The 22,037-nt window shown below is 32.1% G+C and carries 24 protein-coding genes; 17 read left to right on the top strand and 7 right to left on the bottom strand.

The genetic code is table 11. From position 1 onward, the window contains the following. Window positions 1-149 precede the first annotated feature (149 nt). The 7 genes from ACWG0P_RS04750 to ACWG0P_RS04720 all read left to right on the top strand — a co-directional run bounded on the left by ACWG0P_RS04750 (window position 150) and on the right by ACWG0P_RS04720 (window position 5,146). Window positions 150-686: a hypothetical protein gene (locus ACWG0P_RS04750; RefSeq protein WP_455800723.1), complete on the top strand. Its 537-nt coding sequence runs from the start codon at window positions 150-152 to the stop codon at window positions 684-686. 111 nt (window positions 687-797) lie between these two features. Continuing rightward, a complete protein-coding gene (locus ACWG0P_RS04745) occupies window positions 798-995 on the top strand; it encodes a hypothetical protein (RefSeq protein ID WP_455789704.1) in 198 nt (65 codons plus the stop codon). Window positions 996-1,014: 19 nt separating this feature from the next. Next, window positions 1,015-1,740: an ABC transporter ATP-binding protein gene (locus tag ACWG0P_RS04740; RefSeq protein ID WP_455800722.1), complete on the top strand. Its 726-nt coding sequence runs from the start codon at window positions 1,015-1,017 to the stop codon at window positions 1,738-1,740. Beyond that, on the top strand, window positions 1,730-3,313 hold the full coding sequence (locus tag ACWG0P_RS04735) for a hypothetical protein (protein WP_455800721.1): 1,584 nt from the start codon (window positions 1,730-1,732) through the stop codon (window positions 3,311-3,313). The genes ACWG0P_RS04740 and ACWG0P_RS04735 overlap by 11 nt, the downstream gene beginning before the upstream one ends. A gap of 2 nt (window positions 3,314-3,315) precedes the next feature. Further along, window positions 3,316-3,588: an autorepressor SdpR family transcription factor gene (locus ACWG0P_RS04730; RefSeq protein ID WP_455800720.1), complete on the top strand. Its 273-nt coding sequence runs from the start codon at window positions 3,316-3,318 to the stop codon at window positions 3,586-3,588. 848 nt (window positions 3,589-4,436) lie between these two features. Continuing rightward, window positions 4,437-4,655, top strand: coding sequence for a hypothetical protein (locus ACWG0P_RS04725; RefSeq protein WP_455800719.1), 219 nt, complete (start codon window positions 4,437-4,439; stop codon window positions 4,653-4,655). A gap of 107 nt (window positions 4,656-4,762) precedes the next feature. Next, entirely contained in the window at window positions 4,763-5,146 is a 384-nt protein-coding gene (locus ACWG0P_RS04720) for a hypothetical protein (RefSeq protein ID WP_455800718.1), read from the top strand. A gap of 184 nt (window positions 5,147-5,330) precedes the next feature. On the opposite strand, the gene ACWG0P_RS04715 is transcribed toward ACWG0P_RS04720, so the two are convergent. After that, window positions 5,331-6,161, bottom strand: a complete 831-nt coding sequence (locus ACWG0P_RS04715; RefSeq protein ID WP_455800717.1) for a histidinol-phosphatase HisJ family protein — start codon at window positions 6,159-6,161, stop codon at window positions 5,331-5,333. Between the two features lie 313 nt (window positions 6,162-6,474). Here ACWG0P_RS04715 and ACWG0P_RS04710 point away from each other — a divergent pair, with 313 nt between their 5' ends. After that, window positions 6,475-7,314, top strand: a complete 840-nt coding sequence (locus ACWG0P_RS04710) for a MurR/RpiR family transcriptional regulator (RefSeq protein ID WP_455800716.1) — start codon at window positions 6,475-6,477, stop codon at window positions 7,312-7,314. Window positions 7,315-7,833: 519 nt separating this feature from the next. After that, the gene (locus ACWG0P_RS04705) at window positions 7,834-8,175 is read left to right on the top strand and encodes a PTS transporter subunit EIIC (protein WP_455800800.1); all 342 of its coding nucleotides are present in this window, start codon (window positions 7,834-7,836) and stop codon (window positions 8,173-8,175) included. Here ACWG0P_RS04705 and ACWG0P_RS04700 read toward each other — a convergent pair. The 3 genes from ACWG0P_RS04700 to tnpA all read right to left on the bottom strand — a co-directional run bounded on the left by ACWG0P_RS04700 (window position 8,070) and on the right by tnpA (window position 9,094). Beyond that, window positions 8,070-8,369 carry a transposase domain-containing protein gene (locus tag ACWG0P_RS04700; RefSeq protein WP_455800715.1) on the bottom strand — a complete coding sequence of 100 codons (300 nt, stop codon included), beginning with the start codon at window positions 8,367-8,369 and terminating at the stop codon, window positions 8,070-8,072. The genes ACWG0P_RS04705 and ACWG0P_RS04700 overlap by 106 nt on opposite strands. Before the next feature lie 99 nt (window positions 8,370-8,468). Further along, window positions 8,469-8,819: an IS66 family insertion sequence element accessory protein TnpB gene (tnpB, locus tag ACWG0P_RS04695; RefSeq protein WP_455800714.1), complete on the bottom strand. Its 351-nt coding sequence runs from the start codon at window positions 8,817-8,819 to the stop codon at window positions 8,469-8,471. Beyond that, window positions 8,816-9,094 carry an IS66 family insertion sequence element accessory protein TnpA gene (tnpA, locus tag ACWG0P_RS04690; RefSeq protein ID WP_455800713.1) on the bottom strand — a complete coding sequence of 93 codons (279 nt, stop codon included), beginning with the start codon at window positions 9,092-9,094 and terminating at the stop codon, window positions 8,816-8,818. The genes tnpB and tnpA overlap by 4 nt, the downstream gene beginning before the upstream one ends. Before the next feature lie 55 nt (window positions 9,095-9,149). Here tnpA and ACWG0P_RS04685 point away from each other — a divergent pair, with 55 nt between their 5' ends. The 8 genes from ACWG0P_RS04685 to ACWG0P_RS04650 all read left to right on the top strand — a co-directional run bounded on the left by ACWG0P_RS04685 (window position 9,150) and on the right by ACWG0P_RS04650 (window position 19,374). Next, window positions 9,150-9,362 (top strand): hypothetical protein, encoded by a 213-nt coding sequence (locus ACWG0P_RS04685; RefSeq protein ID WP_455800712.1) that lies wholly within the window; start codon window positions 9,150-9,152, stop codon window positions 9,360-9,362. A gap of 245 nt (window positions 9,363-9,607) precedes the next feature. Next, complete coding sequence (locus tag ACWG0P_RS04680) at window positions 9,608-12,841, top strand: SNF2 helicase associated domain-containing protein (protein WP_455800711.1); 3,234 nt, start codon at window positions 9,608-9,610, stop codon at window positions 12,839-12,841. 76 nt (window positions 12,842-12,917) lie between these two features. Beyond that, window positions 12,918-14,333 (top strand): hypothetical protein, encoded by a 1,416-nt coding sequence (locus ACWG0P_RS04675; protein ID WP_455800710.1) that lies wholly within the window; start codon window positions 12,918-12,920, stop codon window positions 14,331-14,333. Between the two features lie 62 nt (window positions 14,334-14,395). Continuing rightward, window positions 14,396-14,911, top strand: a complete 516-nt coding sequence (pyrR, locus tag ACWG0P_RS04670) for a bifunctional pyr operon transcriptional regulator/uracil phosphoribosyltransferase PyrR (RefSeq protein WP_455789696.1) — start codon at window positions 14,396-14,398, stop codon at window positions 14,909-14,911. A gap of 11 nt (window positions 14,912-14,922) precedes the next feature. After that, on the top strand, window positions 14,923-15,945 hold the full coding sequence (locus ACWG0P_RS04665) for a M42 family metallopeptidase (RefSeq protein WP_455800709.1): 1,023 nt from the start codon (window positions 14,923-14,925) through the stop codon (window positions 15,943-15,945). Window positions 15,946-16,020: 75 nt separating this feature from the next. Continuing rightward, complete coding sequence (locus tag ACWG0P_RS04660) at window positions 16,021-16,665, top strand: TMEM165/GDT1 family protein (protein ID WP_455800708.1); 645 nt, start codon at window positions 16,021-16,023, stop codon at window positions 16,663-16,665. A gap of 74 nt (window positions 16,666-16,739) precedes the next feature. Further along, complete coding sequence (locus ACWG0P_RS04655; RefSeq protein ID WP_455800707.1) at window positions 16,740-18,491, top strand: M3 family oligoendopeptidase; 1,752 nt, start codon at window positions 16,740-16,742, stop codon at window positions 18,489-18,491. Between the two features lie 364 nt (window positions 18,492-18,855). Continuing rightward, window positions 18,856-19,374, top strand: a complete 519-nt coding sequence (locus tag ACWG0P_RS04650; RefSeq protein WP_455800706.1) for a hypothetical protein — start codon at window positions 18,856-18,858, stop codon at window positions 19,372-19,374. Between the two features lie 104 nt (window positions 19,375-19,478). Here ACWG0P_RS04650 and ACWG0P_RS04645 read toward each other — a convergent pair whose 3' ends face one another. From ACWG0P_RS04645 to dltC, 3 genes are all read right to left on the bottom strand, one after another. Beyond that, the gene (locus ACWG0P_RS04645) at window positions 19,479-20,495 is read right to left on the bottom strand and encodes a hypothetical protein (RefSeq protein ID WP_455800705.1); all 1,017 of its coding nucleotides are present in this window, start codon (window positions 20,493-20,495) and stop codon (window positions 19,479-19,481) included. A 136-nt stretch (window positions 20,496-20,631) separates the two neighbouring features. Further along, complete coding sequence (gene dltD / locus ACWG0P_RS04640; RefSeq protein WP_455800704.1) at window positions 20,632-21,795, bottom strand: D-alanyl-lipoteichoic acid biosynthesis protein DltD; 1,164 nt, start codon at window positions 21,793-21,795, stop codon at window positions 20,632-20,634. Beyond that, window positions 21,792-22,031: a D-alanine--poly(phosphoribitol) ligase subunit DltC gene (gene dltC, locus ACWG0P_RS04635; protein ID WP_455789690.1), complete on the bottom strand. Its 240-nt coding sequence runs from the start codon at window positions 22,029-22,031 to the stop codon at window positions 21,792-21,794. The genes dltD and dltC overlap by 4 nt, the downstream gene beginning before the upstream one ends. Window positions 22,032-22,037 lie beyond the last annotated feature (6 nt).

Below are 22,037 nucleotides of genomic sequence, written 5' to 3'. Positions count from 1 at the left end.
CGCTTTATAAAGATACTAACTGCAAAATTGTAGAGTAAACGAATGCGTGCACTTCTCAAATAAGATTTGCACGCTTATTGACTAATATGTTGAAATTATATTTTCAAAATGATAAAATTATCATATTATGAAGTAGGAGGATCCCCATAGTGAACAAAAAATTGATGGAAGTAATGACGAATCCTATAAAATGCAAATTGTTGTTTGAGATAAATTCTTGCAAGCAGACAACTGCAAAACATTTAGCTGAAAAATTCAGTGATATACCACAGGCTACATTATATCGCTATCTAAAGAAAATGACTGCTGATGGTATACTGAAAATCGTAGAGGAAACTCAAGTTAGAGGAGCAGTAGAAAGAACATATAGTGTCGCTATTAATCTATCGAAGGAGGGAGCTAAAATTATAAGCAACAATTCAGGTGAAGCTTATATGCAGGCATTTACCCAATATGTCTTAGGTTTTATAAAATTATTTCAAGAATATTGTAATAGTGATAACATTAATATTCAAGAAGATAAATCCGGATTTTCGCTTGCTCCAATTTATCTAACAGATGAAGAGTTAGAAAAAGTGGTAACAAGCATACATGAAACTATAAAACCTCATAGAGACAATGAACCTGCGGAAAATAGAAAGCTACGCTCTATCGGCGTAATTGTTTCTCCTCCTACAAAAAAATAATGTTTAGTATATCTCCCATTTCTTCTTTGTGTAAATGGGAGATTTTATTTGACTCAACATTATCATTATGATATTATTATCTCAATGATAATAAAAATGGAGGTAATCAATATGATTAAGAAATGTATCATTATCACAATCGTTTCCTTTGTTCTGTTAATGGCTTTAACTTTTATACTGCCACAGTCAATCTCATTGCACTTTGGTATGACTGGTTCTGGTCCAGAAGTAAACAAATACTTTATTTTGTTGTTTACACCTGTACCAGCTTTAATTTACTGGGCAACGATAAAAAAGTATAAACGATAGATCTAGGAGGATAAAAACAATGAGCAATGTGTTAGAAATTAAAAATTATTCCAAAATATATTCTGATAACAAAAAAGCAGTTGATAATTTAAGCCTTACTGTTAAGGCTGGTGAAATTCATGCTTTTATTGGTCACAACGGTGCTGGCAAAACAACTACTATCCGTGCCATTGTTGGGATTATGGACTTCAACGAGGGAGAAATTTTTATTGACGGTCATTCTGTGAAAAATGACCCTGTAAAATGTAAGTCAATCACGGCTTATATTCCTGACAATCCAGATATATATGATTATGTAACAGGAATACAATATTTGAACTATATGTGCGATATGTTTTCGGTACCTGCAAAAGAACGAACTGTAAAAATTCAAAAATACGCAGATATTTTTAAGATTACAGCAAATCTAGGTGATTTAGTTAGTTCGTATTCTCATGGCATGAAGCAAAAGCTTGCCTTGATAGGGGCTTTTGTGTATAATCCAAAACTTTTAATTTTAGATGAACCGTTTGTAGGTCTTGACCCAGAAGCGTCCTTTCATTTAAAAAAAATCATGCGTGAACTATGCGAAACAGGTACAGCAATCTTTTTCTCAACCCATGTTCTCGAAGTCGCAGAGAAATTATGCGACAAGGTTTCTATTATCAATGGAGGCAAATTGATAGAAAGTGGCACTATGGAAGAAATTAAAGGTAGCCATAGTCTTGAAGATGTGTTTATGGAGGTCATAGAAAATGATAAGTAAGTATACATACCTTTTGAGAATGCAACTATACAACCTGTTTGGCATGAACCGTTTATTTCATTCACATGACGCAAAAGAAAAACAACGTACTGCCATTGTGGGAGGGTTAGGATTGGTTGCCATTTCTATTCTTATTACTTATATAGCAAAGTTTAGCAACAGCATGGCAGAAGCTGGTTTAACTGAGGCACTGCCCACTATTATGGTTGTAATTTGCTCCGTAGCCACCTTAGTACTCACTTTTATAAAAAGTACAGGTGTGCTTATCGGTCTAAAAGATTATGATATGGTTATGTCTTTACCCGTAAACAGCCTTGCAATTGTAATGAGCAGAATAACAATGCTGTACTTAATCAATTTAATAATTGGCTTTATTGCCATGTTACCATCAAGCATCGTGTATATTATTTATGCACAACCAGCGTTCAGCAATTATCTATATTTGATTGGAGCATTACTTTTTACACCTATCATTCCTATGATGATTTCATTGTCGTTGGGAGTTTTCATTGTTGCCGTTTCATCACACTCAAAGCATAAAAATATTTTTTCTCTTGTTTTGAGTACCGTAGGCGTATTAGGAATTGTTTATGCGTCTACGAAAACTCAGTCTATGAATGCTTCTCAGATTGCTAATTTAGGAGAAGCTATGACAAATGCTATTAATCAATTCTATCCACCTGCAACCCTTTTTTCAAATTCACTTTTGTACAATGACTGGATAAGCTTTATTATTTTCACCAGTAGTTCTTTAATATTGGGAATTGTTTTTGTTGCCACTGTTTCCTACTTTTATAAAACACTGAATACTTCTGTATTCTCTCAGCATACCAGTAGAAATTATAAGTTGGTTGAATTGAAAAGGTCTTCTCCGTTTATGGCTTTATATAAGAAAGAGATAAATCGTTTAACTTCATGTACCATTTATGCCTTAAATTCATGCATTGGAATTATACTTCTTTTTGTTGTATCTGTAATGGCAGTGTTTTTTATGCCAGCTTCATTCAAAGCGCAAATAGAAGCAATGGGAATTCTGAAAGTTATTCAAAATGTCTTACCAGTTGCGTTGGCTATTTTTGTTAGTATGACTTCGACAACGGCTGCTTCACTTTCATTGGAGGGTAAGAACCGTTGGATTATGTGTTCTGCGCCTACAAAAGCTCAAACAATCTATAATGCAAAAATTGCTGTTAATCTAACGGTTATATTGCCAGTATTACTGATAAGTACCATTTTATTGAGAATTGCATTTCCATTATCATTGGAAAATACTTTGCTTATGTTTATTACTCCAACCATATATGCGTTTTTTATTTCAGTTCTAGGAATGTTTTTGAATATTAAATTTCCAAAATATGATTGGACAAGTGAATATTATGCTGTAAAGGGCGGTGCAATTTCAGTCTTAGCAACCGTAGGGGCAGGAATGGCTAGTAGTTTGATTCCTTTTTATCTTTGCATTTTCTTTTCTAAATACAGTATGCTGATCATGATTGGAATTACAATAGCTATATTAATGGCAACAATCATAATTTATCAAGCAGTTTGCAAAACAGAATTGTACATGATATAAAAATGAATGAGCCATTGCTTGACTACAAGTTTAAAGCACTGTCAGATATGACGAGACGAGAAATTTTGTGCTTTCTAAAAAACGGTAAAAAATGCGCTGGTGATATTGTAAATCAGTTCTCTATAACTGCCCCGTCAATTTCTTATCACCTAAATATTCTAACAAAAAGTAAGCTGATTTCAGCTCATAGAAATAGAGGATTTATCATATATGAGTTAAACACTACAGAATTAAATGAGGTCATGGAATGGTTGGAAAACATAATGTTTATGTAAAGGAGATGAAATTCTACTGTGTCTAAATGGGGGCGAGATACAGCTTATCCAAAATTGCAAGTTTCTATGACATTACCATTCAAAAATTATTTTCTGATGCATAGTTAGTAGCTTATTTAAGTTGTGTAATAACTATAGATGCTAATTAACTAGAAAAATTTCTTTAGCTAGTATGCTACTTTATTAAAAAATTGAATAAGATAGAAGATTTTCGATCAATTGAAAAGCGTTTGTCAGTTATGCTATACGGAAGTGATTATATAGGATAATTTTAATAGTAGAGTTCACGAAAAATGAAGAATCTATTTACCAAGAAACAGTAAAATGGTTATCACATAAGCTTTCTGTCCCCCGTTAAACTCATAGAACAGAAAAATAATTTCATAATTAATATATTTACTCTAACTATAAAAAATAAGAATGGAAACCATTTACAATTAACATTTAAGGAATTTGACTTCATTCATTAGGAAGTCAAGAAAGAAGATAGAACTCAGCCCAGACTAACCGCAGTACATTTTTACAGTCCTGGGCATCGGATATGAATTTGCACGATGATAAAATAAAGCAAGACAGTCTACTGATTTAGATTGCCTTGCTTTTATCTATATTTTCATATCATATCGAGACCATTAAAAAGTTGTAAATCAGTTGTAAAACGTAATACAATTAGGATAAAACAAGCCTAGAATAAAGGAATACCCAAAGAATGACAACTCCTGCCATGACATGCAAACAATACTTTTATCATACTTTCATACTCCTCACGTAAAATTCATTTTTTAGGAATAAAATTCATCACCACCTCTATAGTTAAAGAATTCTGGATAACCAACTTACCCAACGGTTTGCAAGTTAAACTTGTATCCATGGATGTAGCATATAAAAATATGATACTAAAAGTATATGGAGTCCCAACAGGTGCAGTGAACGAAGTAGCGACGATCAACCCTAAATTTAAACCTAATACAGACTCTACGATTCACATAAAAGAGCCATCATCTAACTATCGTCTTACTGTAAATTCAGGAACTGGTTCTGGAAATATGTTACGGGTGATCTCGTAACAATCAGCGCAAATGCTCCCGCTAGTGGAAAAGTATTTAAGGAATGACTAGTTAATCCTAGCGACGTTATACTTGCGAATGCTAAGAGTGCTACAACTACATTTACTATGCCTGATAAAAATGTAGAAGGTATACGTAAAGAGGCACAGTATATATCAAATAACTGGACAGCCATACAATCCGCACACTTCAATATCTCTATGGGATGTAGTATGGAAAGCGCAATCTCTCATTACTTAGCCTCAACATTTACAAGTGTGCCAAAAGGGTATGGAAAATCAAGCCTTTCAAAATATGTAAGTAACAGAGAACATCAGGTTAATAACGTTGACTTATCCAAGTTGTATATTCAATCTTTTGATTATGAAAAAGAAAATGACAAGATTATAATAAACGATTCTTTGGACTTTTCTATATTCGAACATAATACACAAAGACAAGGCAAAGCATCTACATCAAATTATATAAAAGGATTCATGGCAAGACATTGAAAGGCTGCTCGCTACGCTCACACCCTTTCAATATAAGATTTAATTTTATATGGTAATAATTCCACACTTACTTGACACTAACTACAGGCTCTCTTTATACAAGAGACTAATTCTCTTACGAAAAGCAATAAAGAATTTTTTAATCTCAATTTAATTAAACAGGGACTATGTTATTCAAATATACCTATAGTTCATGAAAAACAGGATTCATTTTATCATATGTGCAATAGTATTTAAAGCCAAGTTCTTTTAATATTTTTTTTGCTTCCTCTATATGAAATCCTAAATGCTCTTGTTTATGACAATCACTTCCAATAGTAATAATCTTTCCACCTAATTCTTTATATAGCTTTAAAATGTCTATAGAAGGGGTGGTGTCTTTTAACCCATATCGTACATATGATGTATTGAATTCTATTCCTTTATTATCCATAATAACTTGTTTTAGAATTTTTTCTACTAATGACTTAATATTTTTAAATGGATAAATTCCTTGTTTATCATAACGTACAATCAAATCCATATGTCCTAAAACACTATAATTTTTATACTTTTGTATTATATTATAAATTTCTTCATAATACTCCAAATTATACTGTTCTTGAGTTTTATTCTTTTGAAATTCTTGTGTCCAAAATTCTAAATTTTGAATTTGGTGGACAGAAAATATAATAAAATCAAATTGATATTTATTAAATAATTTTTCATATTGATTGATCGTATGTTGCTGTATTCCAAATTCCATCCCTGTTTTAATTACAATACTCTCTTCATATTGTTTTTTTAACAACTCAATTTTCTCAAAATATTTTGGATAATCTACATTTGCCATTGGTTCATTATTTCGATAAACAATTTCTTCTCCACTATCCCAATCTACTTTAACACCATAATCCACATGCTCAGTAAAACAAATTTCATCCAAGCCCTTGTTTATAGCATCACAAATAACTTCTTCCATTGGATAAATAGAATCATCACTAAATTCTGAATGTACATGATAATCAACTAACATCATCTTTCCTCCGTTCTTTATAAGCCAATTATACAATATTAGTTAATCATTGCAATAATATCTAAAAATATGTAACTATGTAAACAATTTTTAATCTTTTTTATTAAATAAATGAATACATTGTTTCAAGTATATTCACAATTTTAAGTAAAATATTTGAAATCAACAAATTGAATAATCCTAATTATCATGATAATATAAAAATATAGTTATTAAAAAGAATGTGACTTACAAATAATCTTTTTATGCATAATGAGTAGTAAGTTAAAATTTCATTAACGACAAAATTTTACTTTATAGGGGAGAAAATAACATGTTAAAAAAAGATTTAAACGATATATTAATTAAACTTTCAAATACAGAAAAAGAAATTCATAGCTATATTCTAAATCATTTAGATTTAATTGAAAATCTAACTATAAGAGATTTAGCTAGCTCTACATATACAAATACTTCTACAATTATGAGATATTGTAAAAAAATTGGATATTCTGGTTTTGACCAATTTAAACATTCATTTAAAAACGACATAAAAAAATTAAACTATGATTCCTTTTTAATAAATGATTCGGAAAATACCATTCATTGTGTTAATAAAATGAAAATATTATATGATGAGGTTGTTGAAAAGACTTCACAGTTACTATCTATAACTCAACTAGATCTTATCATTGATGCCATTAACAATCATTCATATGTAAGCATAATCGCATATGATGCTAATATTGCTTTAGCAGAATATGCCACACATTATTTTAGCTTAATAGGTAAAATATGTAATATTTATTCTAGCATTGATCAGCAAATTCAATTTTCAATGCATGCTAATCCAAAAGATTACACTGTCTTTATAATTACTAGAAGCGGGAGTACAGATAGAATAAAAAAAGTTGTAAAAATACTCAACAAAAGAGGTTTCTATGTTGTATTGCTCACTCAACGATATATTACTCCAATATCCATATACTGTGATGAATGTATTGCTGCTCTCTATGACAATAACTTTGATAAAATGGGAGATTGTATTTTTTATACTTCAGTGAAATTTATTCTGGATTGTTTAGTATCTACATATTATTCAAAACATTATCAAAAGACTCTTTCATATGTAGATCAATACAATCATTTCTTTTTTGAAAATAATAATAAATAATGTTATAAAACTAATTTTTGATATTTATGCATTTTTATTAATTGTCCATTTTACTGAGCACCTCTTAAATCTAGTAATAAAATACTAGATTTTTTTATTGCTAATCATAAATAATTATAAAATTCAATATAATTCCTACCTTAATGTTTTTATGTCTTTTTGATTCATAGCTAATTTTAAAAAAAGTTTATATCATTTACATTTTTACTGTTCTTATTCAGGACATAACTCCTGGATAATATGATATTTTTTCATTTTTGATGCACCTAAATATGAGTTAATTATGTAGTTTAAAATGATTAGACCTTTTATGTTATTACATTTGTGTAACAGTGTTTCGCAAAACGAATTATACAATTCACTTTTCTTGTCACATCGTTACTAGTACTTCTTTTTATATATTCTTTTTTTTACTCTAAATATAATGATTTATGTAAAATAAAAGCTGAGGAGGAATTATTATGAAAATTTATTAATACAAAACCAATTTTGGCTTTAAAAGATGGATTTATTTATACAATGCCATTAATGATAACTGGTTCCATTTTTCTACTTTTAGCTGAATTTCCAATTGAACAAGTTACTTTATTTTTTGATTCTGTTGAATTAAAAGCCATTTTCAATCAAGCCTATGAGTGTTCATTTAACATTATGGCACTTATTGCAGTTATAGGTATCGCATATACTTATACTGATAATGAGAAATTGGCTGCACTTCCCGCTGGCATTATTGCTTTATCAGGATTTCTATTACTTCAACCTGGTTCAATAATGCGCGTTGGTAATTTTGAAAAATCTGCTTCTCTTTGTTTCTTCTTTTTTGATTTCTTTACTGGTTCTGCTATTTCTTCTACTGGATGATCATTGACATCTTCCACTTCATTAAAAAGATTCAATTGACCAGCAATTGTTTGTTCGCTACTTGATGAAAATCTCGCTTTTTTCAACATAGCAATTTGTTCTCTATACCAATTATTTTCTTGTTCCAGCTTGCTGTTTTCATTTGCTAATCCATCTCTATTGATAAGCAAATCGATGAGTTCTTCTTGACTCATCGATTGCAGTTTTGTTTTGATTTATTCTCTATTTTGCATGCCTATATCATACCACTTACAGCATATAAATGCACGATGTTTAAAGGCTTTTTTGATGATTTATACATATTTCGGATTGCTCTTTTTGAATGCTGTTTTCTGTTCAATTCGCAATCCTTCCAATAACCACTTTAACTGTTGGTGTGTAAGAATAATCGTTCCATCTTCATTCTTGATCCACTTAAAATGTCCTTTATCTAATCGTTTATATAAAAGCCAAAAGCCATTCCCATCCCAGTATAGGCATTTGATTTTATTACAGTGTCGATTACAGAAGATATACAACGAATCATGGAAAGGATCAAGATGATGTTTATCCTGTATCAGGGAGGCATAGCCATCAATTCCTTTTCGTAGATCAGTGTATCCTCGCACCATATAAACTTGTGTAATATCATGAAACTGTATCATTGTAGTGCCTTCATGATTTTGCGTAGTCCTTCATCATCCAATGAAGCATCTATTGATAAAGATACCCCGTTTATAACGAACGAAATCTTTTGCTGTACTTCACATGTCACTGCTACGATGCTGACTTCATCTGCCTTGTTCACAATTTGATATTTATGGTTTTTGAAACTTTGATAAGGAAGCCCACGTTCTCTACAAAACTTCTTCATATTCATTCCTGATGATTGTTGCTCTTTATGTAGTGATTCCCAATCATAATCATATTTTACTGGCATTAATTTCACCTCCTGTTGGATATATTATCTTACAGAAGGTTATCTATTTCTAGATGTGCTCTATTTGACGCTTACTGTAGAAGTAACTGCCATCTATGGTAATCGAATTACTCCTGTATCAGAAAATAAGCCGGTTGTTAAGAACACGAATATTACTTCCCCAAACACTGGGAATACATCTAAAACTATACTATGTATAAGTTTCTTAGCTCTTTCCGGTTGTGCATTGGGCTATGGATTGAATAAGAAAAAAGCTTTGAAAAAATAACGATTTTAAAAATTCTAAAGAAAAGTTATGGCTTTATCCATAGCTTTTTTTATTCTAGATACAAAATAATTATGTATCTAGTACATAGACAATGTATGCATTGTACGAAGTGTTTGATAATCGAAAATTGTAGAAGATTAGCTTATATAGAACATATGAATACCTCTCATCTGAAAAAAACTTATTTTACTGGAAGTATTCTATCACGAATAATGGTATAATATACGTTAAGGTAAGGTGATTTCATGGAATTGACGTCTGCACAAATTAAAGATTTTGCGGGTAGTGAAGAGCTCTATCAAAGGGCAGAAACAATGGTAAAGGAAGGGCGTATCGTATCTCTTGATATTGATGATTTTAGTAATCCACAATTGATACTAATCAATGCGACCATTAAAGATGAGAAACAATATCATGAAGTGAATATGTCGATTGAAAAAGACGATGAGATTGTACGTGCCCATCTATGCAATTGTAAAGAACATCAAACAAAATTAACCTGTGCACATTGTTGTGCAGTCCTATTAAAAGTAAAACAAGATCAAGAGGCTATGCAAAAACAGGATCAACCTGTACAAGCTAGTATTGTACATGATAACTATGCATTGCATGTAATGAACGCTTATGAGGAACAAATCGTTTATTCTTCTTTGGCTATGAATTTAAAACAGTCCATTCATGTAGAACCTGTATTAGAACTACGAAAAAAGAAGATTATGGCGCTTACCTTAAAAGTTGGAAATGAGAAACGCTATATTGTAAAGGATATCCGTGGTTTCTTAGATGATATCGCACAGAACGTAAAAAAGAGCTATGGAAAAGATTTGGAATTTCTCCATAACTTGCACAGTTTTGATGAAGAAAGCCAAGAACTGATTCAATTTATGATTCGCCATAGTTATGATATTTTATACTTTGAACATAATGAAGCTTTGCAAAGTTGCCCCCAAGCGCGTAATCTGTGTTTTACTCCAGATGCATTGGATGAGTTTTTCACAATGTATAATGGAACGGATGTAATGCATCGTATGAAAGAAAAGATGCTGATCAATATGCGTTTTCAAGATGGAAACCCAAAGCTTCAGTTAGAAGTAAAAAGAAAAGAAGATGAATCTTTTGAAATTAGCTTGAATACGACGGATTTCAGGGTACTAGAAGGTAGATCTCACATCTATGTATTGATGGATCATATCTTATATCGTTGTGATAAAAAGTATTCAAAAGATTGTGTGTTATTGTTAAATGCATATGTACAAAAGAAAAGCTCATTAATTATATCTCATGATTTTATGCGTAATTTCTATAACAGTGTACTGATGAACGTAAAACATCATATTCCTATTATTGGTGATGATATCAGTGAGTATGCACCACTACCACTTGAATGTAAAGTCTATATTGATATGCCTAAACATAATGTGATTAACGCGAAATTGTTATACTGTTATGGAAATGAAGAATACAATGCATTTTCTACGAACACATTAAGTTCTTCTCGTTCCTTTCATGAAGAGATTGCGACACGTCTTGTCTTTACAAAATATATGAAACGTATTGATGGGTTAGAAGGTCTTGCGTATATCGAACATTCTCAGGATGCAATTTATGAGTTTTTAGATAAGGGTATTGAAGAACTTTCTAACACGTGTGAAATTTACGCAACAGATAAATTTAAAAAGCTACAAATCAAAGACAGTGTCAATATTTCTATGGGTGTACGTATTGAAAGTGATTTATTAGAAATTAATTTTGATACCTTTGATTTTCCAGTTGAGGAACTTTCTCAAGTATTGGAAGCATATCGTTTGAATAAACGTTATTATCGTATGAAGAATGGTTCTTTTGTGAACATCGAAGATAGTGCACTACAAGAGTTATCTAGTATCCTAGAAGGAATTCATGTGGGTGATAAAGAAATCAGCAGTGGAAGTGTGAAAGTACCAAAATATCGTTCCCTCTATATCGATAACAATTTAAAAGATACCAATCAAATCAAAGTAGATCGTGATTCTTCTTTTAAAGATATTGTACGCGGTGTTCATAGCGTTGCGGATAGTGATTTTCAAGTACCTGAATCACTAAAGGGTATTTTACGTAATTATCAAAAGGTTGGATTTCGTTGGTTAAAGACTATGGCGGCATATGGTTTTGGAGGAATCCTTGCGGATGATATGGGAATCGGTAAAACTATTCAAGTAATCACCTTGTTAGAAGATGAGAAGCTACAACATCCAAAGACCTTATCTCTAGTAGTTTGTCCATCTTCTTTGATTTTGAACTGGGAAAGTGAGATTCATAAATTCTCTAAGATTTTATCTTGTATCCTCATATCAGGAACGAGTGAAGAAAGAAAACAACAGATCAAAGATTGTAAAAACTATGACATTGTCATTACAAGCTATGATTATATAAAACGAGATATGGAATACTATGAAGATATTACCTTCACTTATGAAATCATAGATGAAGCACAATACATTAAAAATCATTTAACAAAAAATGCTTTAGCAGTAAAAGCCATACAATCCAAACATCGCTTTGCGCTGACTGGTACACCAATTGAAAATTCCCTAGCAGAATTATGGTCAATCTTTGATTTCTTAATGCCTGGATATTTATTCAGCTATCATTATTTTAAATCAGAGTTTGAATTTCCGATTGTAAAAGAACAAGATCAGGCTACTTTAAAAGAATTAAAGAGAATGGTAGAACCATTTATCTTAAGACGTATTAAAAAAGATGTATTAAAAGAATTGCCTGAGAAAGTAGAACACACGATGTTAGTGGAAATGGATGATGAATCTCGTAAACTATATATGGCAAACCTAAGTATGATACGACAAGATTTACAAACCAATTTCAAAGAAAAAGGGTTTGTAAATAGTAAGATTATGATTTTGAGTATGCTTACTAGATTGCGTCAGATTTGTTGCGATCCTCGCTTACTATATGAGAATTATCATGGGATAGGAAGTAAAGTAGAAGCATGTGTAGAGTATATTGAAAGCTGTATCTCTTCAAATAAAAAAGTACTTTTATTCTCTCAGTTTACATCTCTTTTATCACTTATCCAAAAAGAACTCGAAAAAAGAGAAATTGATTTCTATTTATTAAAGGGAAGCACACCAAAAATCATGCGACAACAATACGTGAATGCGTTTAATACAGATGCGACTCCGGTATTCTTGATTTCCTTAAAAGCAGGAGGAACTGGATTAAATTTAACTAGTGCTGAAGTTGTTATTCACTTTGATCCATGGTGGAATGTATCCGCTCAAAACCAAGCAACAGATCGTGCTTATCGCATTGGTCAACACAACAATGTACAAGTAATTAAACTGATTGCGAAAGATACCATTGAAGAAAAGATCATGCATCTACAAGAGTTAAAACAAGATTTAAGTGATTCTATCATTCACCAAAATGAAGGTATTATTACGCGTATGAACGCAGATGAAATATTAAATCTATTCGAATAACAAGCCAATACTTCTTAGTATTGGTTTTTTACACATAATTTTGCGTAAGATACATACATAAAGAATAGGTGAGCTTATGAAAAAAAATCTGCTATTCTATAATTCATTAAATCCAAAACAATATCTACAAGTCCTACTAGAAAACTATCCATATGATATTGATGCCTCTATGGTTTATTCTCTTTGTAATAAACACCCCTATCCTCATCCTGTACTATGTTCTTTTATTTCATATTATAAAGATGTGATCAAGATTCGCATCACTTCAAACCAACAAGAATGTTGTCCTTCCCTTCTTCCACTCTTTTTAAAAATGAGTTTATTATCACAAAAAGATAGTGGGTTATTACGTAGCTATCCCTTTAATTTTCAAGCCGTTTTCTTTGTAGGAAAACATACTTTTTCACATCCTTATGCACATCTTCCATTTCAAAAGATTCCTTGTATTGATCGTGTCGTATTACATGATAAGATAAAACTTTGTATGCCACCTTATGAAGAACTTCCCATTCATAAAAGGACAAGTTTTATCTATCGTGATATTAGTATGGATGCCTCTGATTATGTATCAATTAGTATTCAAATCACACACAAACAAGGGATGATATTCTTATCAAAACAATGTGCTTCATTGGCTATTCCTTTGTTTCATATGTACCATACGACCAGCCCTTCCATTCATCAAGATTTTTTACTGATTTTTGGATTAAAAGATCAAAATACTTGTATGGAATACTATGTGGATGAAACCAATGATATGTACATTGGACTAGCAAAGGGAGATGAGCGTATTCATCATTTCCTACATTTAAAACACATGCTTCTTACCTTATATAATGCACTTTGTGTTCACCAACATGATCTACCTATTCATGCCTCTATGATAGAATTCTTTTATCAAAAAAAACAATATGGTTTTTTATTTGCGGGAGAAAGATGTAGTGGAAAGTCTGAAATGTTGGATGCATGTGTACAAGTACTAAAAAAACAAAACATGCAATATCAAGTCTTGTTTGATGATTTTGGAACGCTTCATTATCTTGATAATGAAATTGTTTCAACTGCCATTGAAATAGGTGCCTGTAAAGCATTGAGTGTACCTTCATTTCAAGATATATTTACGAGTTATCATGATGGTATTCTTTTAGAGGAAGATATTACTCGATATCATTTTGTACTTCCGCTTGTTTCTTTTGAAGATACCATTCACTTTCATAGAGTTACACACTTTTTCTATTTAGATGATACAAAAAGAGCTGCATTTCAAGAACCTTTAGAGTCCATGAATGATGTAAAACGTTCTTTCTTTTACAATGCTTTTGGGTGCACACAGGAAAGTCAACTCATCCATGACTTAATAGAAGAATTCATTACAATGATCTTTGTATCAAATATTCCACTGTATCCTCTATACACACGTGCGACTCCTTTTCAAAAACAAACAATTTATAAGCGCTTAGCAAATGAAATATTCCAGAAAATACTTGGATAAACATTGCTTAATTATGGGCTACAAGCTATACTTATAGTAGTAAATTTAGCGGAGGATCAGACATGGAAACGAAAGAAATCATTGATGAACTTGGGATGAAGCGTTCACTTACACGTATCACCCATGAAATCATTGAGCATAATAAAGGTATCAAAGATGTCGTATTGATCGGCATTAAGACACGTGGTGAGATTTTGGCAAATCGTTTGCGGGATAATATCTTACTTGTGGAGAATTATGAAGTGCCTTGTTATGCGCTGGATGTCTCACATTGGCGCGATGACAAAGAAACAACAACACCAATTCCAGAAATGGAATTGCCTGTAAAAGACAAACATGTCATTCTAGTTGATGATGTGTTGTTTAAAGGTAGAACGGTGCGTGCTGCCATGGATGCGATTATGCACTTTGGACGTGCAAAGGAAATTCAATTGGCGGTTTTAGTAGATCGCGGGCATCGTGAACTTCCTATTCGTGCAGACTATATTGGAAAGAATATACCAAGTTCGCTACAAGAAGTCATTCGAGTAAAAGTGAAGGAAATAGATGATATAGATGGTATCTATATCAGCAAATAAAGGTGGAAAAAATGGAAAAAGAATATGTATTGAAGTTTGCGAAAGAGTTATTATCAATTGATTCTCCTACAGGATTTTGTGATAAAGCAATACGCTTTGTGGAGAGTACAGTTACAGAATTAGGATATCCATGTAAAAGAACACAAAAAGGAAATTTGCTTATCTATGTAGATGGTAAGGATGCGTCTAAAACAGTGGGTCTATGTGCGCATTGTGATACCTTAGGTTTGATGGTTCGCTCTATCAAAGACGATGGTAAACTTGCCTTAACTAATATTGGTGGACCTATCATTCCTACATTGGATGCGGAGTACTGTCGTATACATACAAGAGATAACAAAACTTATACAGGTACAATCTTATCTACTTCTCCTGCCTCTCATGTGTATAAGGATGCGTCTAGTAAGGCTCGTGAGATTGCAGAGATGGAAGTACGCATTGATGAAGTCGTAAAAAACAAGGCAGATGTGGAAGCATTGGGTATACAAAATGGTGATTTTGTAGCGATTGATCCAAAGGTTCAAATTACAGATAGTGGGTTTATCAAATCACGCTTTTTGGATGATAAAATAAGTGTTGCGATTCTTGTGGGTGTGTTAAAAGAGCTAAAAGATAAGAATATAACACCAGCACATAATGCTATCTTTATGATGAGTACATATGAAGAAGTAGGACATGGAATGTCTTATATTCCAGAAGAAATTAGTGAACTTCTTGCGGTGGATATGGGATGTATCGGTTTAGACTTAGCATGCAGCGAATATGATGTTAGTATTTGTGCAAAAGATTCGAGTGGACCTTACGATTATGAATTTACCAATCGTTTGATTTCTTTGGCAAAACAAGAACAGCTTAGTTATGCTGTGGATATCTATCCAATGTATGGCTCTGATGTAAGTGCAGCAAGAAGTGGTGGAAATGATATCAAGGGAGCTTTGATTGGTCCTGGTGTTCATGCTTCACATGGAATGGAAAGAACACACATTGATGGAGTACTTCATACGATGAAGTTGATTCTTGCCTATATAAAATAATGAAATGGAGCGATTATGCTTCATTTTTTTCATGTTTTTAAGTACTCTATCATATACTGTGCTGAGGTGAGCCTTATGTTTTTACACACATTTTTACTTGTATTTATTGCCGAGATGGCTGATAAAACCCAGTTTATGATTATGGCACTTACCAATCGTTTTCGTATTAAGACTATTCTTATGGGAATGATTAGTGGAATTATTATAATCGCTGGATTATCCGTATTAGCTGGAGATATCATTGGTGATTTTGTTCCTGTGAAAGTTATTAAAATATGTGGTGGGGTTATGTTTCTATTGTTTGGATTATGGAATTTACGCAAAGGAAAAGAAGAGGAAGATCATCATAAAGTTGGTATGAAATTACCAATCATATCCATTGCGTTATCTTTTATATTGGCAGAATTGGGAGATAAAACACAACTTGCGACAGTTGCATTGGCTGCGGATCATATGCAAGATCATTTAGCAATCTTTGCAGGTTCTGCAATTGGCCTAATTCTTGCGAACATCGTTGGTATCTTTGCGGGAAAATTCATTTTTTCCAAACTTCCTGAGGATCGTGTAAAACTTATTTCATCTTGTATTTTCTTCTTCTTTGGTTCTACTACATTATTTGAGGCAATTCCTGGTACTCTTTGGTTATATGCTAGTTATAGTATCCTGCTTACCCTAATTGCCTATGTTATTTATACCTATTCACGTCGTGTAAGAATTTGATGTTCCCACGAATACAATCTTCCTTTTTGTGATATAATATCCATATCGCTACAAAGAGAAAGAGGGAATATAACATGCATGAATGGTCACTAGATATACTCTATAAAGGGTATGATGATACTTGCTTTCAATCAGATATGAAAGCATTAGAAAAAAATGTAGATGCGTACAATGAGTTGGCAAAGCATATACATGAAAAAACAGAATTAGAAGCGTGTAAAGAGATCGTAAAGCTACAAGAACAAAATAAACTTGTCCTTAGTAAACTCTATGCGTATGGAAACTTAAAACAATCAACAGACACGACAGACTCTGAAACGATTGCTTATTTGGAACAGATTACTCGTCTTGTGACAAAATTAAGTAAAGCAAATTCTATTTTTGAATCTTTTATTGCGCAGGTGAAGAATTTAGATACGTATATAAAAGAAGATGAATTTCTAAAAGAATACGCATTTTACTTAAAAGAAATCCAAGAGAACGGTAAATATTTACTAAGTGATGATGTAGAAGAAGTAATTACAAAATTGAATATGAGTGGAGGCAGTGGTTGGGAAAGCCTACAAAGCTATTTAACAAGCACCTTGAAAGTAGAGTATCAAGGAGAAACAATCACCTTACCTCAAATACGTAATCTTGCATATGATGCGGATAAACAAGTACGTAAAAGTGCTTATGAGGCGGAACTTAAATCTTACGATAAAATTAAAGATGCCATTGCGTTCTCTTTAAACAACATCAAGTCTCAATTTCAAACAGTTTGTGATCTACGTGGATTTGAAAGTCCTTTGGATATGACCTTATATCAAGCAAGAATGAAAAAAGAAACATTAGATGCGATGTTAGAGGCTATGGAGGAATACATGCCTTTATTTCAAACCTATTTAAAAAGAAAAGCAAAATTGTTAGGATATGAACATGGACTACCTTGGTATGAACTATTTGCACCTCTAGCAACTACAAGTACAACATATTCTATTGATGAAGCAAAAGAATACTTAGTAACGCACTTTAAACCATTTGCTCAGGATATGGCAGATATGATACAAACTGCATTCGATGAACAATGGATTGATTTTTATCCAAAGAATGGTAAAGTTGGTGGAGCTTTCTGTTACAATTTACCATTTGTCAAACAAAGTCGTGTACTAACAAATTATGATGGTGGTTTAGGAGATATAGTTACACTTGCCCATGAACTTGGACACGCCTATCATGGAATGATGATACAAGATCATCATTTACTAAATACAACGTATTCTATGCCAGTAGCGGAAACCGCATCAATCTTTAATGAAAACATTATTATGAATGCGATTATTAAGGATGCTCAAGGTGAAGAAAAAATAGCCTTATTGGAAAATCAGCTACAGGAATTAACACAAATCATGTGTGATATTTATTCAAGGTTCTTATTTGAAAAGGAAGTCTTTGAACGTCGTACAAAAGGATTTATGTTTCCTGATGAATTAGAACAAATTATGTTGGACGCTCAGAAAAAAGCTTATGGAGATGGATTAGATCCTGCTTACTTACATCCATATATGTGGGTTTGTAAATCTCATTATTATTCTAGTGATTTAAGTTTCTACAACTTCCCTTACGCCTTTGGTGGATTATTCGCAAGAGGTTTGGTTTTGAAATATCAAGAAGAAGGTCCTTCTTTTGTAGATACGTATCGCAAGATGCTAAAAGCTACCACAGTATCTTCTGTAGAAGATGTAGCACGTATTGCCCATATTGACTTAACGGACAAGGGATTCTGGATAGATTGTTTAAAGACATGTGAAGAAAGCGTACAAGATTTTTTTGAACTTACAAAATAAAAACAATGATATTGTAAAATCAAGTAAACGTATCAACAAGCAAAAGGTATGAATTCCTATATTTTTTAGGAGTTCTGTCTTTTTTTGTAGTGGACACCATAAATGTACTCACCTGAAGATTCACAACGTTCTCGTGATTAGGGTTAAAGCACCTTGTATAATCCCCCATCCATTTTACACTATCATCTACTCTAGTAAACTTGCGAATGTAATTCTAGCATACTATAATCTGCTTAACAAAGATATTTAATAGGCAATGGAAAGGAAACAAGAAACAGGGGAGAGGATGAAACTCATGATAATTTAGAATGTGAAAGCAAATTAAGCAGCATACTTAATTTTTCAACGAAAGGAAAATAATGCCATGAAAAAATTATGTATTATCATTTTATGTTTGAGTTTTCTTTATGGATGTCAAAACAAACCATTAACTCCAGATACTTTCAAAGAGTCTTCAGAAATATTTATTTTTCACAAGAATATTAACGACTTTTCTGATTCATTGCCGAATGAAAATCAACATTTCACATTTGAAAAACTAGAAAAACAAGATTCACAATTTATTATGACTTATCAAGTAAAAGAGGTTTCCTGTCTACAACTTAACTTTGATGAAAATGAACAGCTAAAAACCATTAGTTTTGGCAATATTGAAAATATTGATGGTTATCAATATTCAAAATTAGGCATATTACCTTCTGCACTAATTTTAAGCATTATGTACTCAGATATAGAGGAAGAAAATTTGGATACAATAGCAAAATTTTTATCGGAACCATTTTCATCAGATAAACAAATGAAATTGGAAGATAATAAAATCGACTCTACAATTTCAATAAGCAAAGATATAAAAAAACAAATAATCACATTAGTTATTGAATAAAAAATTGAATTAATAAAGGTTACCTCACTTTTTTAGAAAATCTTACCAGATATATTCTATTAAATGAGATAACCTTTTTTATTCTGCTAATCATTAAGATACCTTTATTTTGCATTTTGAAAAATTTGATAAGTTGTCTGATAAGAATTTATCACTCCTTTATCGGAAGTAAGAGAAATGCGTATATATTTGTCGATAAATTCTTCGACTACTTTTGTACATTTTATCGCACCTGCATTGTTCATATGAAATCCTGCATCTTTTGTATCTTTCATCCAATCCACTGAAGGAACATCAGCATTCATATCCAATATAGGTACACCTCTTTTATTCGCATATTCTTTGGCAAGATTGCTTTTTTGCGTAGTCCACTCACGTGTTGGAAATTTAACAAATAGCAATTTGATATTTTTTTGTTTACAAAGTTCTATAATGGAATCAATGTAAGCAATCTTTTTCTCATCTAGTCCTAAGGCAACATCATAGCGAGACATATACGTTTCATAGCCAGTGAATGGAATCACGGTAGTTTCATATAGATAGCCTTTGAAGTGATTTGGTGGTTTATTGTTCGTCGTAATACTTTGAGAAGGAATGATTTTGTTTACGGTCTTACGATATATTTGATTCGCATAATTTTCATATAAGATATCTTTATCTTCTTGATTTAAACCGCCTGTATCATCATGAATCGCTCGAAGTCTTGCGCTATCTGTACGCAGAGAATTGATAGCACTACAATAACGAGGAATTTGTGAAGTTGAACTCGCAAACAATTCATTAATTTCAAAGATAACAACTTCAGGTGTTTGATAATTAAGTGCATCCTTTAATAAATAATAGGACAACCATGCAGGTTGTGAGGCTGAAGCTAAGGAGTATGCCGTTACTTTCTTATCATTCCAATAGGTCATTGGAGAAAATCCACGATAGATATTGCTATCACCTAAGGCAAGAAGTTGAATACTACGTTTCTTTTCTTTATAGAAATCATCCATATTTGTATATATCTTTGTGCTACAGCCATTTGCACTCACACGATTAAATCCACTAATCTGAATCGGTGATCCTAAAATCAAGGAACAAACAACGATTAGAAATTGTCTCTTTATTCTTTTCATGTTCACTCCTCTTTTCCTTTAAAATTGACTATAAATAAAATCTGGGATATCCGATAAATCTGCTTGTAAGAAATATACAAAGATAATCATAAAACAAAGATAGAAAAACAGAGTCCATGCCAGATACATACATAGCTTATGATTTTTCAAATTTAAGAATGTCTTCAATTACATACACCCAACCTTTCCATCCATAATGTGTCGCATCCATGAAGAAATAATCACTATATTCATGCTTGCTTAGATCACTTAAGTTTACTTTATTTACTCTAGCAATGGTTCTAATGTTTTGGTAATACTCTTCACGTTTTTCTTTTGAGAAACCAACATGATCATACCATGCGCCATTCACTGGAATCATAATCAAATTCACGCTAATTTTGTTTTGTTTACAAACATCTAGGAAGAGTTGTAAATCATCATATTCAGGTGAAATAGAGTAGGATTCATTTAACTGTGAATTTTTCTTTTTCTCCACACGTTTTTTATAGCGTGCATTGTAATTATCATTATCCATGTTAAATGGATTGCTTACTCTTTGTTGTCCTTCGATATCTGCCTCTTTTAATAAACGAGCTTCATCAATCCCAGTAAATTTAGGTACAGGCTTTGCCATACTGTGATAAATATCTGAAGATTGATAGTCTGACATAAAAGCTACATCCGTCTTTAACGAAATAAAAGATGAGAAGATACCTGTATAGGCACTATCTAGAATGCTCGCTTTATTGCTAGTGTATACTTTTTCATATTTCATCACGCGTTCTTTTACTTTTGGGCTCGGTGTTAATAATTCATTGGTACGTTTTATGATTTTCTTTTTTGTAGATTTTTTGATGTTGCTGTTCTTTAGAAAATCAATGAAGTTATCTTCCGAAAATCTTGATGTAAAGGACATTGCATCTGCCCCATCCTTGGTAAACCATTGAGGAGAAAGGATTAAGTTCACTTTTTTATTCTCCATACTAGGTGCTACTGCGCCTAGTCGAATGGCATGGTTCAAGGATTGAAAATACCCTTCTCCAATTAACATAAAGCTTTTATCTTTCGCATTCACCATTTGTTTAGGATGAAATTTAGAATCATATAAACGACTCAATTCACTTGAGCCTAACACCAATGCAGTATTTTTATGAAGATTGTTCGCAAGTGCAGAAGTGGATAAATACTTCTTACGACTTAGATAATAGTCTATATCGTTTGTATCACTTGTAATAGCTTCACTTACATACCAACGAAACCCAGTAATGGTAATGGCAAATACTACCAGAGCGGTGATAAATGCCTTTATAATTCTCATTTTTCAGAACTCTTTTCTTCTAAAAGAGCAATTAACTTATTTGGTGTATCCATTTGACTTCTTTCGATTTCTGTTGGAGATAAAGAAATATTAAAACGCATTTCAATTTCTACAATCAAGGTAGTAACACCCAAAGAATCAATCAACCCCGTATCAAATAGGTTGATATCCAAATCTTCCTTTACAATTTCATCTTCACATACTTCTTCTAACATTTCTAAAATTTCATTTTTCATTTTCAT

The organism is Amedibacillus sp. YH-ame6 (assembly GCF_053848845.1).
The sequence above is the reverse complement of the archived record's forward strand: the minus strand, read 5'-3'. Positions and strand labels throughout refer to the sequence as shown.